The organism is Psychrobacter sp. H27, from assembly GCF_059072655.1.
Genome location: NZ_JCACRX010000001.1, coordinates 658,836 through 677,558, shown reverse-complemented (window position 1 = coordinate 677,558; position 18,723 = coordinate 658,836). Strand labels below are relative to the sequence as shown.

Sequence of the window (18,723 nt, the reverse complement as noted above, 5' to 3'; positions counted from 1 at the left end):
CGACTATCACTTGTAATATCAGTGATAAAGCTGTCTGCCTATACACTATATTGATTAAACGTTCAAAATGAAAACTATACCCTACAAGCATTCGTTGCTGCAAACAGTAATAGTGGATGCGTCAGTAGCCTCGATTATACATAAGGTAGGCTTTGCGCTTTATCTTATAGGGCTAAACTAATCGTGACGCCAATATACTTTGACCACGACATCGGTACGACTGAGCGCCAATCGGTCTTTCAATAATGGACGCAATGCTTTGGCAGTATTCGCTTCTAATGCCCCCCAAACTTTATCAATTTGTAGGTGGTTACTAGTCAAATAATCACTTAACCGACTGTCAATGAGCATAGCCAATTCTGATCCCGAGTTTGCTTGATTAGTTACTATAGGTAATACGGTAAAGTGATTGTCCTTGCGGCTTTCAGTATTGCAATCACTATCAGTGTCACTGTTGTCGTTATCAATACCATCAAGGCTGCTACGCATTTTTACAGCATCAAAATAACGTTGATCGGCTATATCTTGCGTCACACAAATGACCAATGGTGGTTTAGGGTTTCCCCATAGCTCCAGTAGACGAGCAACCGTTGGCATAGACGTCTCATCCGCAATCAGTACTGCTTGACCCTCTCGCAAGTGTTCAACTTTTTCTGGGAACTCCCGTTTTGTGACAACAGTCTCGCCTGCTTGCAGTGCAGCTGCCCAGTTACCGCCCGGCGTATCCCCATGTAAAAACACATCGACCAAAGCCTGTATGCCTGTAGGCGTTTGCCACGCTTTTCTCAAAGTGTAATAACAATGAGATCGAGCAGGGCGTAGATTGTTTTCTTCACTATTCTCAGCACTATCAGTTGCTGTCTCCTGAGTCGGCGCGTTGTGATCCAAGTCAAATAAGTAAGCGTAGCCGGCTTCATTTGTAGGTACTGAGGCGGCGCGTTCGACCTCACTGGCGTTGCTGGGTATGGGCATGCTTAACTGGAGGCGCAGCATATTTTTGCTGACTCTATAACTGTCTTGTACATCAAATACTTGCTTGGTCAGTTTGATTGTCTTTTTACCCAGTTTTTTATCAGCTCTTTGTTTGAGTGCAATGTATTGAACTTGTAGCTCATCAGGATGCGTAATGGAGTTGGCAAAGGCGATAAAAAAAGACTGACTCTGATCAAACTGGTTCTGAGCCGTAATCGAGTGATACTCTACGTTTTTTGGTTGCACTTGTATGTCGATACCTTCAGCGTAAACCGTCGTCAATTGTACCTCTGTATTATTTAATTCAGCGGTGGATATAAAGGTAAATGCCTGTAAAAACCCTAACAGCTCATCTATGTGTTCTTCATTAATATGACTGATGATGTCTTTTAATTCAGGGGCGTTTAAGGGGGTATATGGTCTGTCTGTACCATAACTATTACGTTCAGAAGATAAGAGGATATTGGCCATATTGATACTCATCAGAAATTATGGAATAGGAAGTTAAACATTCAATTAGTTAATGATAATTGTTTTTATTATCATTTACGAGTAAAATCATCTTAATTGTCGTTTTCGTTTTGAGAGAGCGATTGTGACTGCCCCTTACTTTTCCCAATTTTGACCAACAACGAGTGCCTATATGTTACGTGCAAACCAACTGACCATCAGACGTCAAGACAATACTTTACTAGACAATGTGAGTTGTGAGATTGACCCCAAGCAGTTGGTGGCGCTAGTTGGGCACAATGGGTCAGGCAAGTCGACACTGATCAAGGCACTGGCAGGAGAGATGACGAGTAGTGGGGGTACGATTACATTAGATGAGACCAATATTAGCGATTACGGCAGTAAAGAGCTGGCACGGCAAATGGCATATCTGCCGCAGCAACTGCCTGACGCTGCTGGATTCACTGTTCGTGAGCTGGTGATGTTGGGGCGTTATCCACATCAAAAATGGCTACAAAAGCCAACTCAGACTGATAGAGATAAAGTCGAGCAAGCGCTAAAGGTTACTCAAACAGAGGCATTCGCGGATCGTATTACGGCAACACTATCAGGCGGTGAGCGCGCTCGTGCTTGGCTTGCCATGTGTCTAGCTCAAGATACTCGCTACTTATTACTCGATGAGCCACTTGCTGCTCTTGATATGCACTATCAAATTGAGGTCATTCAGCTTATTCGTCGCTTGGTAGATGAGCAAGGCTTGAGTGTGGTGATTATCATTCACGACATCAATTTGGCCGCGCAGTATGCGGACCGCATTATCGCCCTAAAAAACGGAAAAGTGTGCCACAGCGGCGATATCGCAAGCACCATGCAACCTACTGTATTACACGATATTTTCAATGTCGATATGCAGCTGCTCAGTCATCCTATAACAGGACAGCTCGTCGCTGTCGCTTAATATCGCATTGCCTCTCTTCTTTTCTCACTCGTCCAAAAAGATACGCCTTTATGCTCTGTGTTCATTATCAGTATCCATTCTTCAAACGCTTGATAGTCATGTTGATGTTAGTTAAGCCATTAGCATTTGTAGTCTCCATAGCAGTAATCCTAATGTTGAGTGCTTGTAGTCACTCAGCATCCGAAAAAAGCATTACCCAACTTGATGAGACTCACTCTGAAGATCACTTTAAATCCCAGAAAAATGAGCCACAACGTAACAAGTCACAAAATAACCCCAGTGACAGGCTCAATATTGTCTCCCCTGACTGGGGTAATGCGGCGACACTGACCGCGATGGGACATGCACCGATTGCGACAGGTGACGTCAGAGTGTGGGATAGATGGGTTGGTAGTCCTAAGCTACCAGCGTCTATAACAGATTTAGGCATTCGCTATCAACCCAATGCTGAGCTAGTCGCGCAGCTACCAGTTGATATGGTCATAGATAACTATTTTTATGAGCATGCTCGCAACCTATATGGCGATGTCCCAGCTGAATCAGTGATGTTTGCAGCGAAAGGCGAGATAGCAACATGGGCTGATTATACCGAACCGACGCGGGAGCTTGGCGTACTTATTGATAATACCAAAATGGCTGAAGACTATATCTTACAGAGTGAAAAAGAGATACAGCTTGCCAGTCAGCAGTTCCAGAAGCGTTATCCAAAAGCAAAAAAGTTCGCTGTTGTACAGTTTGCCGATGCCAACAACATGCGTATGTATGTGGATAACAGTCTATTCAAAGTGGCATTAGACAAAATGAATAAAGAACTTGTGGTCTTAGGGGAGGGCAATCAATGGGGATTTGTCCCTATAAGAATGGGAGATTTGGCTCAGTTAGACGACGAGACGTGCTTACTTATCATAGATCCGCTTAGTCCGATAACCAAAGCTGAGATCAAAGACAGTTTGGTGTGGCAGCGTTTAGGTTACGGAGCTGATCGCTGTATGGCGGAGCTACCGCCAGTATGGATTTATGGGGGCATGTCGTCACTAGTCAGTTTGGCACATAACCTGTCGGAAGTTTCACTAAAAGGCGGGGCAACACTATGAGCGCCAATACCACGAATCATATCAATAGTAACATCGATAATAACGTTGACAGTGTTCATGCTATGACATTACCTTCTCAAACGGAAACGGTTGCGAATTCGCCATCATCGCTATCCGCGTCGACCTCATCAAAACACGCATCGCCGCAGCCACCAAATCGACCAAAACCTTATGTGACGTCATCGAGCAATACATCATGGCGACTGTGGGTGACCTCTATTGGACTGATAGCTTTATCAGGATGGAGTGGTTGGGTACTACTAGATCGAGATTGGACGCGTCCAATTAGCGAGCTGTTTTTGCCAAGTTTGCAACTGGATATTGCCAGTATGGCGACACAGCTCCACTTAGTCGCCACCAGTGTGGTTGCGCTCTTAGCAGGTGGGTTACTGGGTGTTGTTAGTATTTTATTACAGCAGCTGGTCAAGAACCCTCTAGCATCAGACACCACGTTAGGTGTGGAAGTGGGTGCACAGTTAGCCATGCTTATCGTCACTCTATTTTTACCCAGTCTGGCGATTTATGGTGGACTTTATGTGGCCTTTGTGGGGGCTGTCATCAGTATGGGCTTGGTATTCGCCCTATCAGCACCTAGTCGATTTAATCCCCTTATTTTGATACTGGCAGGTTTGGTGGTCAATATTTTGCTCGCCGCAGTGGCCAATGTACTGGTATTGTTCTTTGCGGAGCGCAGTAATGGTATGTTGTCGTGGGCTGCTGGGTTTTTGGCTCAAAGCAGCTGGGATACGAGTTATGCGCTGATAACAACGGCTGTCCTAGCGATGTTAGTATGCTTGCCTTTGTTAAAGCCGCTGACCCTGATGAGTTTGGATGACTCGCAAGCGAGACGTTTGGGCGTACCTATCAATGGTATTCGAGCTCTAGTGGTACTTGTCGTGGCGGTGGTGACGGCGCTGGTTATTAGCGAAGTTGGTTTGATTGGTTTTATTGGGCTTGGCGCCGCAAGTTTGGTCAATGCGCTAGGTATTTCCTCTATTGGTAAGCGTTTGACAACCGCATTTGGACTTGGGGCGTTGTTATTGCTATTGACCAGCAACGTTGCGTTGTTGCTTGAACCGATATTGGATATGCAAATTCCAGCGGGTGCGATGACTGGTATTTTGGGAGCGCCGCTTATTATTTGGCTGATTTTACGTCAGCGCCGCGCGCGGATAGAGACAGTGACACCTATGACCACTGGTCAAAATACGAGCATTGTATTTTGGCGATGGGGTGCTGGCGTGATCGCTATTATTGTAGCTGCTTGTTTATTTGTGCAAGATATCAACGGTTGGGGTCTCAGTACAGACTGGGCGCTCACGCAGCAATATCGTCTGCCTCGTAGCTTGAGCGCTGCGGCAACAGGGTTGATGCTGGCAGTCGCAGGGGTGTTGCTACAAACTCTAACGCGTAACCCTATGGCCAGTCCTGAGGTGTTGGGTGTCAGTTCAGGTGCCGCACTTGGAGTGATTTTAGGGTTTTTATTATTGCCAAGTTTAGGGCTGTCTGCAGGAGCAGGGACGTTACTGATATCAGGTCTGTCCGGTGCGATAGCGGTGTTGTTGCTGGTTATTTGGTTGGCACGTAGAGTCAGTTCAGGTTATCTATTACTGGTCGGTATCGGCATTGCCGCCATGATGGATGGGGTGATGCATATGGTCAAGCTCTCAGGCGACCCACGTTTAGAGGCGATGCTCAGCTGGCTATCGGGCACGACCTATAGCGCCCAGCCCAGTACGGTATGGTACCTCATTGGTATCGCGATTATCTTATTGGTACTGAGCGTGTTGATTATCAAGCCCTTGCGTGTCCTTGGCTTAGGTGCAGGAGTCGCTCGAAACTTGGGTGTGGCAGTGACACCTGTGACGCTATCGCTATTGGTGTTAGTAGCGGCACTTAGCACAGCCAGTACGCTTGCCGTTGGCCCATTGAGCTTTATTGGTTTAATGGTACCTCACTTAGCGACTTCACTGGGCGCTGTGAAGCTTGAAAGGCAGTTACCACTAGCGGCACTGTTAGGGGCAGGTGTTATGGTAATAGCGGATTGGATCGGACGTTATGTTATTTTTCCTTATGAGCTACCTGCAGGTACGGTTGCAGCGATCATCGGTGGTGGTTATTTCTTATGGCTCATTCGTAAGGTGCCAGCCTCAGCCAATAGATAACAGCTGTCTTTAGACAGCTATTAACCAACAATATAAGTGAGCACAGATAGTCTGGAACTATTTGTGCTCAGTAGCTGTGCGTCACTGATCGGTCAACGGTTTTTGATAGTTTCCTTCATCTTTAAATTCATCATTCTTAACTTCGTGCTAATAGCTCTTTTTATCGTGCTCATTTACCGAAAAATTCTAAAACTGGGTTGACAGTAAGTTATTGGTAGTAGATACTACGCTTTATTAATAATAATGATTATCATTTACATTATCATTCAACATAAATGAGCAGTATTTTAAGAAGTAAGCGTCACAACTTACTTTTCAATGTTTATCCAAGACGACTGACAACAACAAGGCTGAAGCTATGGACACGATCTTATTAGACGAATCACTTGATAATGAATGCTACTTAAATCGTCAAGAACAATTTGAATCGAAGGTTCGTAGTTATCCACGTAAGCTGCCATTTGCGATCCAATCAGCTAAAGGTGCTTGGATTACCGATGTGGAAGGCAATGAATATATAGATTGCCTATCAGGCGCGGGCACGCTGGCACTTGGGCACAATCATCCTGTGGTCATAGAAAGTATCAAAGATCTATTAGACAGCAATTTACCGATGCATACATTGGATATCACCACGCCGTTAAAAGACAAATTTAGCGAATTCATGTACAAGTTACTCGCGACCAATAGCGATGAGTATTGCTTGCAGTTTTGCGGACCGACGGGTGCTGATGCGGTAGAAGCGGCTATTAAATTGGCCAAGCAAGTCACGGGTCGTTCAGGTGTTGTCAGTTTCAGCGGTGGCTATCATGGCATGACGCATGGTGCGCTGGCGGTGACAGGGAACTTAGCACCTAAACAAGGTATCGAAGGCTTGATGAGCTCGGTACAGTTTTTGCCTTATCCTAATATGTATCGCTGCGCATTTGGCTTGCCTTTTGAGCAAAGCATCCACGCCCATATGCGCTACTTTGAAAATTTCCTAAAAGATGTAGAAAGCGGTGTGGTGAAACCTGCCGCAGTCATTTTAGAAGTCATACAAGGGGAAGGTGGTGTCAATCCTGCGCCAATAGAATGGCTGAAGCATGTGCGCCGAGTGACAAAAGAGCTGGGCATCATGCTGATTATCGATGAAGTACAAACAGGGTTTTGCCGTACAGGACGTTGGTTCGCTTATCAACATGCGCATATCGATCCCGATATGATTGTGATGTCAAAGGCAATCGGTGGTGGGCTACCACTTGCGGTATTGGGTATCAAAAAACAATACGATGTATGGCAGGCAGGCAATCATTCTGGCACGTTTAGAGGCAATCAATTGGCGATGGCGACTGGCCTTGCCACTCTCAATTACTTAAAAGACAACAACGTTACGGATTATGTTTTAGAAATAGGCGCGTGGTTTATGGCGCAGCTAAAAATACGCCAACAGCGCTATCCAAAAATAGGTCAAGTCAGAGGGCGTGGTCTCATGATTGGCATAGAAATCGTTAATCCAAACCTGCCTAAGCAAAATGACGGTAGTTATCCAGCAGACAGTGAGGTGGCTGCCAAAATCCAACAAGCGTGTTTTAAACATGGATTGGTGATTGAAAAGGGCGGGCGTGGTGGCACAGTACTGCGGTTATTACCACCCCTTAATATAACCAAAGATGAGCTGCAGCAAGTCTTGCAAAGGCTTGATATGGCGCTAGAGGACAATCAATAGTCTTGCCAGCACCTTAGCATGATTCACACTTTTATAAAAAGCTCTGATAACGACTCTAATAACAAGTCACTTATTTGCGATTTATACCATCGTAGAATAAACAAGTGAGGACATTTTGCATTTATTAAACCAGCAAACCAGTGAGCAATATGTCACGCATATGCAAAAAACCAGCGCTGTCATCAAACAGTGGCTAGACGACAACAACGTATATTTGGGCGGCACACCGCAACAAGTGCAAGCAACTAATGCCTTTAGTATCCGTCAGCAAGGCCGAGACATCGACACGATACTCGCTGATATTCAAAGTAATTTTTTACCCAGTTGTGTGTCGACGGCCAATGCGAATTGCTTAGCCCACTTGCATCCACCCACACTAGTCATCGGACAGATTGCTGAGATGATTATCGCGGCCACTAACCAAAGTATGGACTCATGGAATCAAAGTCCAGCAGCGACTTATATCGAAAAAGACTTAATACACTGGTTATGTCAACGTTGTCAGTTTGGTGACATCTCTGGTGCTCTCTTTGATGAACAGATAGGCCATAACGCTGGTGGTGTCTTTACCAGTGGTGGTACGCAAAGTAATCTGATGGGTTTACTGCTGGCACGCAATCGATTCTATAAGGCTAAGGGCGTTGATGTGCAAAAAGACGGCCTGATCGGTCAGCGAAGTGGCAAAATCCTGTGCTCAGCCCAGGCGCACTTTTCTATTGAAAAAAATGCGGCGCTACTAGGTCTAGGTCAACGTTCTGTCATTAAAGTAGCGACTGATGCATCAGGTGCCATGCTGATGTCTGACTTACAACATCAGATAAATCAGCTAGGTACTGACAATGTGATGGCCATCATCGCAACGGCTGGCACAACGGACTTGGGTGCGATTGATCCTCTAATGTCTATCGGAAAGATCTGCCGTGATGAAAATATATGGCTACATGTCGATGCAGCATGGGGCGGGGCATTGCTATTGTCACAGCGCTATCGACACTTGATTGAGGGGCTGAATCAGGCTGACTCTATTACCTTAGATTTTCACAAACATTTTTTCTTGCCGATCAGCTGCGGCGCTTTTCTTTTACGAGACAATCGGAATTTCGAGAGCATTCGCCATCATAGTGAGTATCTAAACTCTGCTGATGATGAACAAGACAATATCCCAAACTTGGTGACGTACTCTTTGCAGACCACACGCCGATTCGATGCCTTAAAGCTGTGGATGGCGCTGGACTTACTAGGAACAGGTGGCTATGCAGCCTTGATTGATAACTGTCTGGATACTGCCAAGCAAGCGGCACAGCTGATTGATGCAAATGAAAATTTTGTACTGGTACATAAGCCTATTATCAGCAGTGTTTTGTTTTACTTTACACCCAAAGATACCGCGCTGTCTGATGACCAACTCGCACAGCTTAATCGTCACATTGCGCAAGAATTATTGGTCAATAATATTGCCAATGTGGCCACCACCCAGTTTGAGCAGCGCCTTTGCCTTAAATTCACCATTCTAAATCCCAATACCCAAATCAATGATATTGCAGACATCATTGAGCAGATGGATATTGCTGGTTTTAACCGACTTAATTCTGAAAGACTAAAAGCTGATGGGAAAAAATAATATGATGCAGCATAGAACGCTTGATCGACTCACACTACAAAATCTAATCAATGCTTACTGTTTTGAGACTGGGCGCGGCGATATTATTGCCTTAGCGCAGCAAGACGATATACAAAAGCAGGCCTCACAGAATAAGCCACTATTAGTTCTAAAGCTAGCGCCTTTAAACACGGTAATGGTTGTACCTATTGATAGAGTGAGTCAATTAGGTCAGCATCGTTTGGCAGACATGCCGCTTATATTAAATAAGCAGCTATCAAACAATCAAACGGATGTCTCATTACAAAATAGCCAATGGACAAAGTCCTCTGCTATGAGTTTGGCATCTTTGATTATTGAAGATATTGTGCATCGTTATAAAGATAAAGCGACGCTAGATGCCAATGGCGTATTAAAGCGCTGGATTGAGAGTTATGAGGGGCTGCAGACTATCTTAGAGCATCGTAATGATGAGATTGATGACATCGTTGACTATCAGCAAGACTTTATTCAAACCGAACAAAACCTTATTTACGGTCATGCTATGCACCCCACACCCAAAGGCCGCGCAGGATTTTATGGTGATGAGTGGGCGAAGTATGCGCCCGAGACCAGTAGCAAAACCCAGCTGCATTATTGGCTAGTGCACCCCAGTTGCATTGCAGAAGAATTCGTAGATGGGGATAGCATTACCACAGCGCTCAAATCAAAGCTACAAGCTGATATGAGTGGCTATCAACAGCAACTTGTGGATGAGCATCCAGACTATAAGCTGTTGCCACTGCACCCCTGGCAAGCCAGGTTTTTGCAGCAGCAGCCGTGGTATCAAAAGCTGCTAGAACAAGGCCAATTGTTTAACTTGGGCGAGCTCGGTTGGTATCTGCATCCAACGACATCAGTACGCACGCTAGCGGCCTTTGATGCGCCTTGGATGTTTAAACTGTCGCTGTCTGTGGCGATTACCAATTCGGTGCGGATTAACCTGCCCAAAGAATGCAAACGCGGTATGCATGCCTGCCGAATCTGGCGTAGCGACTATGGTACTCAGCTCAAAACCCAGTATCCTACGATTGCGGTATTGAATGACCCTGCTTGGATTGCCTTACGTATCGATGGAAAAATCATTGATGAGACCATTTGTATCTTACGTGACAACCCTTTCACAGAGGATGCGCAAGTCACCAATCTTGCCAGCTTAAGCCAAGACCATCCAACCCGTCTTACCAATCGCTTAGAGACACTGTTTAAGTCTATCCATAAACAGACAGATGAGCTTTTAGAACAGGTGGCTGTCCAGTGGTTTGACACTTATTTGCAAGTTGGTTTTATACCGCTTATTCATATGTATTATCAGCATGGTATTGGTTTTGAGGTACATCAGCAAAACAGTCTCGTTGAGCTAACAGGCGGCTATCCTACTAAGTTTTGGGCCAGAGACAATCAAGGATTTGGCTATATTGCTGAGTATGCCACGCCGCTCATTGATGCTTACCCCGAGCTTATTAGCGAAGGAGAGTGTGTCATTCCAGAAGACTTTGCCGACTCAAGATTTGCCTATTATCTAGTTGGTAACAGTATATTTGGTCTTATCACTGCTATTGCTCGTACTCAGCTTGTGAATGAGGAGGCATTAATCACGATATTTAAAGCGTGTTTAATGGCATTAGAGCAACAATACCCACATCGTCCGTTATTTGACTTGCTATTGCGCAGCCCTACATTGCCGTTCAAGGGCAATCTACTCACCAGACTCTATGCGCTCGATGAGCTGACCGCACCTGTTGAGACCCAGTCTATTTATGTCGATATCCCAAACCCTATGATGACGTAGCAAATCATATTGTGATGGCAAAGATAAGCACACGATATAAATTGGGGTTCGATAGAAACGAACACCAGAATTAACGTAACTACCAAATCACTAAGGGGCGACAGTGTTAGATATTATTGGAATTGGCGTAGGGCCGTTTAATTTAAGTTTGGCGGCATTACTGACAAAGACCGACGTAACCGCCAAGTTTTTTGAGCAAAAGGCTGAGTTTAATTGGCATAAAGGCATGATATTGCCGAGCACCACGCTGCAAGTGCCTTTTATGGCAGATTTGGTGACATTGATAGACCCAACCAGTCCGTATTCTTTTTTGAATTATCTGCATACTCAGCAGCGATTGCTTAAGTTTTACTTTTTAGAAGAGTTTAAAATTTATCGTAAAGAGTATAACCACTATTGCCAATGGGTAGCAGAGCAGCTGGCTAGCTTGAGCTTTGATGCGGCAGTGATCGATGTGGCGTTTGACGACAATAATGATGGGTTTTTAGTGACCGTCTATGAGCAAGGCACGCAAAACACCTATCATGCTAAAAATTTAGTCATAGGAACGGGCACACAGGCCACGCTACCACCATCGTTGCAAGACATTGCCAAACAAGCGCCTAACCGCTGTATGCACACCGCTCATTTTGCAGACAATTTTGATTTGGACAGCCTCAATGCGAGTAGCCTTGATGTGAATAGCACCAAGAATGAAGGCAAACTGACCAAAGTGTTAGTGTTGGGGTCTGGGCAGTCTTCAGCAGAGGTATATCGAACGCTGTTTGATCAACAGTTTGATGGCGATGATAGTACTAATGACGACCCTAAGTTTCAGCTAGATTGGATGACTCGCTCGGCAGGGTTTTTCCCCATGGAATACTCCCCATTAGGTTTAGAGCATTTTAGCCCGGCTTATACAGATTACTTTTATCATTTAGACTCAGCAACCAAGCCCCAAGTCACTGCCAAGCAAGACCTACTCTATAAAGGCATGGGATTTGAAACCATACGCGATATTTATCACCGTCTCTATGAGCGCAGTATTACCAATCAAGATCTGCATTCGACGTTGCTGTCCAACTGTGAAGTAATTGAGTCAACTCTGACAACAATGCTAGAAGATCCAGAGCCGACAGATATTATAAAACTGGTGGTTAGACAGCGTGAACAGAATCAAGATTTTACTGCTGAGTATGATTGTGTGATTGCTGGTACAGGCTATCGTTACGGTCTGCCTGAGTGCTTAAATACGCTACTGCCTGCTATCGCACACGATGAGTTTGATCAGCCAGTCATTGATAGAGACTATGTACTGAAATATGTGCTGACGCATCAAAAAGATATTGTGACTAATGGCAAGATTTTTGTACAAAATCAAGAGGTGCATACCCATGGTGTTGGGTCACCAGACTTGGGGCTGGGTGCTTATCGAGCAGGGTGCATCATCAATCAGTTGACAGGTGAGCAGACTTACGACACTGATGCCTTAAAAGTATTTCAAAAATTTGGCGCGTAGTGTTTTATAAAACTTATATTTAACAGAAACGATATTAAAGAACACTAACCACATAGCAAAATAATAACTAGGAGCAAGTCATGCCGACCATCACCCAAAACCTGCCCGACACTTTTAGCATTGAGGCTTATCAAAAGACGTTTGCGTTGAGACCTGTCAAATACCCAGATGATATGCCATTGCTGTATAAGTGGATGCATGCCGAGCATGTGGTTGATCAGTGGCAGCTTCATCTCCCAATGCCGCAGCTAAAAACACATTTTGAAAAAATGCTGGCCGATGATCATCAGCGTCTCTACCTGATACTTTGTGATGATAAGCCGATTGGCTATACAGAGATTTATGAAACGGCTCGTGATCGCTTGTCTCAGTATTACAAAGCCAAAGAGACGGATATGGGTTGGCATATTTTACTTGGGGATCCGGCGGTGGTTGGCAAAGGCTATTTAAAACCAACGGGTATGATGATCAGCAAGTTTATATTTGAGCATACTGAAGCCAAGAAAATTGTGGTCGAGCCGGATAGTAAGGTTGAGGTATATCAGTGGATTGCTGATAGCTTTGCTTATCGCGTACAACGTCTGATTGATATGCCAGAAAAGACCGCCTCATTGTATTTCTGCAATCGCGATGAGTTTTTGGAATCTAGAGGTTATCTGAATTTCTACGGTACTACGGCTTAATGAGCAACGCTCCTATAAATAGGGCATTTACCAATGAGTCGCCTATAAACGAAGCCTCTAAGAGTAGCAGTCATGGTTTGAACGATAAAAAGGTGCAGCAGGTATTACTGACATTACTACTCGGCGGTACGGTGGTGAGTTTTAGTAATAGTGCGCTCAATCCAGCAATTCCTGTCTTTATGTCGGTGTTTGATGTCGATATTGTGATGGGCGGCTGGGTGCTAAATGCTTATGTCTTAGCCATGAGTGTGGGGCTGATGCTGAGTGGCTATTTAAACAAAAAGTTCCCTTTTAAGCATGTTTATTTGGCGGCAATTTTTGGGTTTATGCTGGGCTCAGCCATTGGCATGCTGGCATCTAGTATGAGCTTTGTTATCATTGCCAGAGCCATACAAGGGCTGAGTGGTGGTCTGATTATTCCACTATCTATTGGTATGCTGTATCAGATTTATCCGAAGCAGCAGCATGGCAGAGTAATGGCGCTATGGGGCATTGTTATTATGATGTCGTTGGCGTTTGGCCCTTTGGTAGGGGCTTATTTGGTTGAGCAGTTTGCGTGGTGGACACTGTTTGCCATTACCTTGCCACTCAGTGCGGCAGTCATGGCGATGGTATGGCGCCTAATTCCTGACATACGCTCAAATGATGAAAAAAGCCCTTTCGATACTATCGGGTTTGTCAGTTTGCTCATTTGGCTGCTGGCTATGATGGTTTGGCTGAGCACGCTGAAAATAGATTTTACTGGTGGGTTACTCAGCAGTGACGGCTTATTAAAGATAGCCACATTGGGTTTATTGTCTGTCGGATTTTTACTATCTGCAATGGTTTGGTGGGCATATGAGCGTCGTCAGCGTCACCCGTTATTGAACGTGCGCTTGTTTAACAATAAAACCTATTTGCACAGCAATATCATTAGCATTAGCCAAACAGTCGGTTTGATGCTGTGTCTCTTGCTATTGCCCGTGTTGATACAAGATGTGATGGGCGAAAGTGCGTTATGGACAGGTATTGTTCTGATGGTCGCGACGCTCATAGCCAGTATCACCACGCATTACGCTGGCAAGAAGGTAGATAAGCAAGGTGCCAGAGGGATTGGCATCGTGGGCATTGGGATTAGCGCTCTATCTACCTTGATGCTGGCATGGTGCTTGTATCAGCCAACGCTTTGGCTGCTCATGCTGATTATGAGTATGCGCGGTATTGGAGTGGGTTTGGCGTATCTGCCGACCACGACGGTTGGTTTTAGTAGTTTACCCAAAGAATCAGTCACTGAAGGTGCCGCACTTAATAATATCAGTCGCCGCATCATCTCTACCATATTTATCACGCTGTCCACCATTTATATAAACAGTCGAGGTGCGCAGTTATTAGCAGCAGGCAGTAGCCAAGGTATGGCGAGCGCGATCCAAGAAATACTGGTAGTAATCGCGGTGCTTTTATTGCTCACGATTCCTTCAGCGTGCAAATTACCACGATCCCCATAAATAAATACCCCGTATAGGGGTTTACTTTAACTTATTAATGTAAATAATTATCATTCGCTTTAAATTTATACTTTTATTTGATTCGATTCGATTTTTAGACAGGAAGCTTATATCTATGACCAATAATCTAGCAAACTCTACCAAAAACAATAATAGCCATCATAGTACTGACGTTACTTATGCGACTAAACCGTGGCAAGTGCCTGTCGATTCTAAAATTATGGCACGCGCTGAGCAACGAGTGATCAAGCAATTGCTACAGGCATTGTTATATGAAAATATTATTGATTTTGAATTTGAAAGTGCGAACAACGCTCATGACAGTGCTGATAATGAGACGCTGCTGAATTTTGTTATCAAAGTAGGTGATGATATCAGTTATACCGCACAAGGTTATGTTCATTACAGTTTTGACATCATTCGTTTGAATGAGCTGAATGTACAGCGAGTGGTTAATGGTGTTGCCCAAGACGCCATTCTTGAGCATGTGATTAGTGATATCTTGCTCAATATTGAAGGTGCAGAGCTAAAAGACAGCTTTATCAAAGAGCTGCGCCATACCTTAGTGAACGAAACACAATCTCAGATACTGGCTTCCAATATGCCTGTGCCTATTGATACGCTAACTTACGAGCAACTCGAAGGCTATTTGACGGCAGGGCATCCTTATCATCCGTGTTTTAAGTCTCGTATTGGTTTTGATTTGCAAGATAACTATGACTATGGTCCAGAGTTTGATCAAAACATCGGCGTAGTATGGTTGGCGGTCAAAAAAGAGCTAATGGTGAGCAATACCACTACTGGTATCGCTGTAAATGAATGGGTAAAAGATTATATAGGTGCGGATGAATTTTCTGCCCTCAATGCCAAACTCACAGAAGTATTTACAACCAAAAATAAGCAAGACGAAGGTACAGCTAGTAATGAAGTAGACGAGACGGCTAATAACTATTGCCTGATACCTGCGCACCCTTGGCAATGGCAAAACACCTTGATTCAAGCATTACAACCATTACTTGCCACGCAAGAGGTTATCTATTTGGGTGATGCAGGTCATCAGTACCGTGCTCAGCAGTCTATTCGCTCATTGACGATGCTTGGAAATGGCGATGACAATGGTAGCAATGACACTATTAATGATAAAGCCTACCTAAAGCTAAGTATGCATCTGATTAATACCTCAAGCACGCGAATATTGGCAAAGCATACCGTGATGAATGCCGCTGTTGTCACTACGTGGTTAAACCAACTGATTGCAGGTGACAAGACCGCCCAAGCATTACCTATTGCGTTTTTAGGTGAGACCGTTGGCGTTAGTCTAGACCATGAGGCGTTACGTGCGCGCGGCTATCAGCATCCAAATATGTATGGCGGGCTAGCTGCGATTTGGCGAGAAAACGTGAACCAATATCTATCAAAAGGTCAAACAGCATTTCCGCTCAATGGTGTCAGCTATGTCAATGCTGATGGCTCACATTTGATAGCACCTTGGCTTGACAAATATGGTGTAGAAACATGGATTACGCAGTTAATTAAGGTCACTATCACCCCTTTATTACATATCTTATTTGGTTATGGTGTGGCACTAGAATGCCATGCGCAAAACATCGTCTTGGTACATGAAGATGGCTATCCCATAAATATATTATTAAAAGATTTGCATGATGGGGTTCGTTATTCACCTGAGCACTTAACCCAACAACACTTGCGTCCAGATTTTTGTAGCTTGCCATTTGCTCATGCGGCCTTAAATAGAGGCTCATTCATCGAGACCGAAGATACCGACGGCATTCGGGATATGACGGTTGCTTGCTTGTTTTTTGTGGCGTTGTCAGACATTGCGATTTTTATGCAGACGCATTATAACTATTCTGAAGTTGCATTTTGGCAGCAGGTTGCTGACTGCGTGACCGACTATCAAAAATCTCATCCAGAGCATCAAGTACGGTTTGACTTGTTTGATGTATTCGCTGAACAAACGCGCATTGAGTCATTGGCTAAGCGCCGATTATTCGGAGATAAAGCATTCCCGATTAAATACATCAACAACCCATTGTTTAAAAGTCGGGGGTAAGACGATGTATACCTTATTCCCTGTGCAAATCCCTGTGAAAAAAAGCTCCCTTGATGCAAACCCTGAGCCAAATATCGAGGCCATTCAATGGTCGCTGATTAGTCATTTGGTAGAGTGTTCTCTATTAGAGCAATGGGTGGATGAGCAACTTATTCAAGTGACAACCACCCATGAGTATTTAGCAAATCATCAGACGACTCAAGCTCAAGATGCGCATCAATTTTTAGCGTCGCTACTTTTAGAGTCATTGCCACAGCAATATCAAGATTTTTTTGACCAAGACAACACGTTAATGGTGATGCAGGTTGACCAAGATAGACAGTTATTACTATTGGTAGAGCCTGCTTACGCATCACCGTGGCGATTGTCTAAATCTTGTCTGCCTGTCATACATAACCTTAAGGGCAATATCAATAACACTGTTGATAGCAATCTCAATAACAACCATTATGTAGAAAATGCTTGGCTAGAGCCAGTAAGCTCAGCACAGCACTTGTTAGATACTTTTTTATCAATGATGGACAGTACCAGCTTATCTGACGTCGGTGTCTTAAAGCTAAAAGAGAGCTTAGAGGCTTCTTTTATAGCTCAGCAACAGTCCGTAGCAGCAAACATCACAACGGCAGTTTGTCAGTATCCGCATTGGCATCAAACCTTGATTGCAGCGGAGCAGTGGGCCTCACTGATGGATCGTCCGTTTCATCCACTGGCAAAAGGTAAATTGGGCTTTACGGCAACAGAATACAAACGCTATATGGCAGAGTTTAATCAGCCTATCACGCTGGTATGGGTCGCCATTGCCAAAAGCCATGTCATGGTGGCAGAGCATGTTCAAGACATGACAATACAAAATCCAGCGTCTTATCTTTTGGACACTACGCAGCAGCAGAGTTTGATGCGAGAGCTAGATGACAAAGGAATAGCGGATACGCACATTGCGATGCCCGTACACCCTTGGCAAATGACTCATGTGGTTGATGACATGTATGCTGACGATCTTGCCAGTGGCACAGTTGTCGCCCTGACTTTTGAAGCGCTCATCACTTATGCCAGCTCGTCCATGCGCAGTATGCTGATTGATACTAATACGCCAAATAGTATTAAGCTGCCTATAGGTGTGTACGCACTGAACTCAAAGCGCTACTTGCCAGCCCTCAAGCTGATCAATGGCGAAAAAAACCAAGCCATATTGATGCAGGCAAGAACAATAGACCCTGTATTATCAGCACAGCTACGGTTATGGGATGAACGTCTATGGTGGGGTTACATGTCGCCCTCTCATTTGCATGATAAAAGCGCTATAAATCCTTACTTTTATCAAGAAAAGCCCACGCATCTAGGCGCGATGCTACGCCAACTGCCAGCAGATTTGTGTGACGATTCGATTCGACTGTTAACCATGGCAAGCTTGGGTATGTTGGTCTATAAGCAGGGTGTTAGTCATCATTTTTTTGATGGCATTGTTCAGGAGGGCATTCATAGTACTAGCCAAAACAGTGCTCAAGACAGCTTTCAAGAAGGCGCGCCACAGAATAAAAGACCCGCTGTCATAGCGTGTTTTAAAAATCTTTGTGACGTGTTTTTGGGTACGATACTGCGCTGTCTACGCCTAGGGTTTGCGCCTGAGATGCACGGGCAAAATATTGTTATCGTATTAAAATACAATCGTTTTACCAGTCTGTTATTGCGTGATCATGACTCCGTACGTATTTATCTACCATGGTTGGCACGTCATCAAATAGCAGATCCTGAGTATTTAAGCCCACCAGATTTTAAAAACCGTCTATATCGCGAGACGCCGAAAGCGCTGATATTTTATCTACAGTCGCTAGGATTGCTAGTCAATATTCGAGCGATTATTGAGTCGTTGGTTGAGCACTATCATATCAATGAAGAGACGCTGTGGCACGAGGTAATGACCAGTATTGAGGAATCCTTGGTGACTATCGATTTTGATGATGATCAACGTCAGATACTTCGTGACGAGCTACTGAACAATTCATATTACCCACATAAAACATTGCTATTGCCCGTTATTGCCCGTGGTTCTGATCCTCATGGCAGTATGCCAGCTGGAGAAAGCAGGACGAACAACCCGTTCAGGCGTGTTAAAAAATCAGCTAGCCAACGAACCCATTTAACTAACTAATAGCTACTTAGAAATTAACAATGCGATAAAAGTTATCGAGAAACAAAAAAGCTAAAA

The 18,723-nt window shown here is 44.4% G+C and carries 12 protein-coding genes; 11 read left to right on the top strand and 1 reads right to left on the bottom strand.

Translation table 11 applies throughout. The features are described from left to right. Nucleotides 1–177 precede the first annotated feature (177 nt). Nucleotides 178–1,443 (bottom strand): SIP domain-containing protein, encoded by a 1,266-nt coding sequence (locus AC5JPY_RS02610; protein WP_493852008.1) that lies wholly within the window; start codon nucleotides 1,441–1,443, stop codon nucleotides 178–180. A 172-nt stretch (nucleotides 1,444–1,615) separates the two neighbouring features. Between AC5JPY_RS02610 and AC5JPY_RS02605 the strand changes: the two genes are divergently transcribed. From AC5JPY_RS02605 to AC5JPY_RS02555, 11 genes are all read left to right on the top strand, one after another. Next, a complete protein-coding gene (locus AC5JPY_RS02605) occupies nucleotides 1,616–2,380 on the top strand; it encodes an ABC transporter ATP-binding protein (RefSeq protein WP_493852007.1) in 765 nt (254 codons plus the stop codon). A gap of 50 nt (nucleotides 2,381–2,430) precedes the next feature. Beyond that, nucleotides 2,431–3,474 carry an ABC transporter substrate-binding protein gene (locus AC5JPY_RS02600; protein WP_493852006.1) on the top strand — a complete coding sequence of 348 codons (1,044 nt, stop codon included), beginning with the start codon at nucleotides 2,431–2,433 and terminating at the stop codon, nucleotides 3,472–3,474. After that, entirely contained in the window at nucleotides 3,471–5,639 is a 2,169-nt protein-coding gene (gene fhuB / locus AC5JPY_RS02595; RefSeq protein ID WP_493852005.1) for a Fe(3+)-hydroxamate ABC transporter permease FhuB, read from the top strand. Before AC5JPY_RS02600 ends, fhuB begins: the two co-directional genes overlap by 4 nt. Nucleotides 5,640–5,997: 358 nt before the next feature. Continuing rightward, on the top strand, nucleotides 5,998–7,347 hold the full coding sequence (locus tag AC5JPY_RS02590) for a diaminobutyrate--2-oxoglutarate transaminase family protein (RefSeq protein WP_493852004.1): 1,350 nt from the start codon (nucleotides 5,998–6,000) through the stop codon (nucleotides 7,345–7,347). A gap of 115 nt (nucleotides 7,348–7,462) precedes the next feature. After that, a complete protein-coding gene (locus AC5JPY_RS02585) occupies nucleotides 7,463–8,968 on the top strand; it encodes a pyridoxal phosphate-dependent decarboxylase family protein (RefSeq protein WP_493852003.1) in 1,506 nt (501 codons plus the stop codon). Nucleotide 8,969: 1 nt separating this feature from the next. Continuing rightward, nucleotides 8,970–10,778, top strand: coding sequence for an IucA/IucC family protein (locus AC5JPY_RS02580; RefSeq protein WP_493852002.1), 1,809 nt, complete (start codon nucleotides 8,970–8,972; stop codon nucleotides 10,776–10,778). A gap of 103 nt (nucleotides 10,779–10,881) precedes the next feature. Further along, complete coding sequence (locus AC5JPY_RS02575; RefSeq protein WP_493852001.1) at nucleotides 10,882–12,276, top strand: lysine N(6)-hydroxylase/L-ornithine N(5)-oxygenase family protein; 1,395 nt, start codon at nucleotides 10,882–10,884, stop codon at nucleotides 12,274–12,276. Between the two features lie 80 nt (nucleotides 12,277–12,356). Then, nucleotides 12,357–12,959, top strand: a complete 603-nt coding sequence (locus AC5JPY_RS02570; RefSeq protein ID WP_493852000.1) for a GNAT family N-acetyltransferase — start codon at nucleotides 12,357–12,359, stop codon at nucleotides 12,957–12,959. Beyond that, nucleotides 12,959–14,443 (top strand): MFS transporter, encoded by a 1,485-nt coding sequence (locus AC5JPY_RS02565; protein ID WP_493851999.1) that lies wholly within the window; start codon nucleotides 12,959–12,961, stop codon nucleotides 14,441–14,443. Before AC5JPY_RS02570 ends, AC5JPY_RS02565 begins: the two co-directional genes overlap by 1 nt. A gap of 115 nt (nucleotides 14,444–14,558) precedes the next feature. Beyond that, nucleotides 14,559–16,517, top strand: a complete 1,959-nt coding sequence (locus tag AC5JPY_RS02560; RefSeq protein WP_493851998.1) for an IucA/IucC family protein — start codon at nucleotides 14,559–14,561, stop codon at nucleotides 16,515–16,517. Between the two features lie 4 nt (nucleotides 16,518–16,521). After that, nucleotides 16,522–18,666, top strand: coding sequence for an IucA/IucC family protein (locus tag AC5JPY_RS02555; protein WP_493851997.1), 2,145 nt, complete (start codon nucleotides 16,522–16,524; stop codon nucleotides 18,664–18,666). The last annotated feature ends 57 nt before the right edge of the window (nucleotides 18,667–18,723 follow it).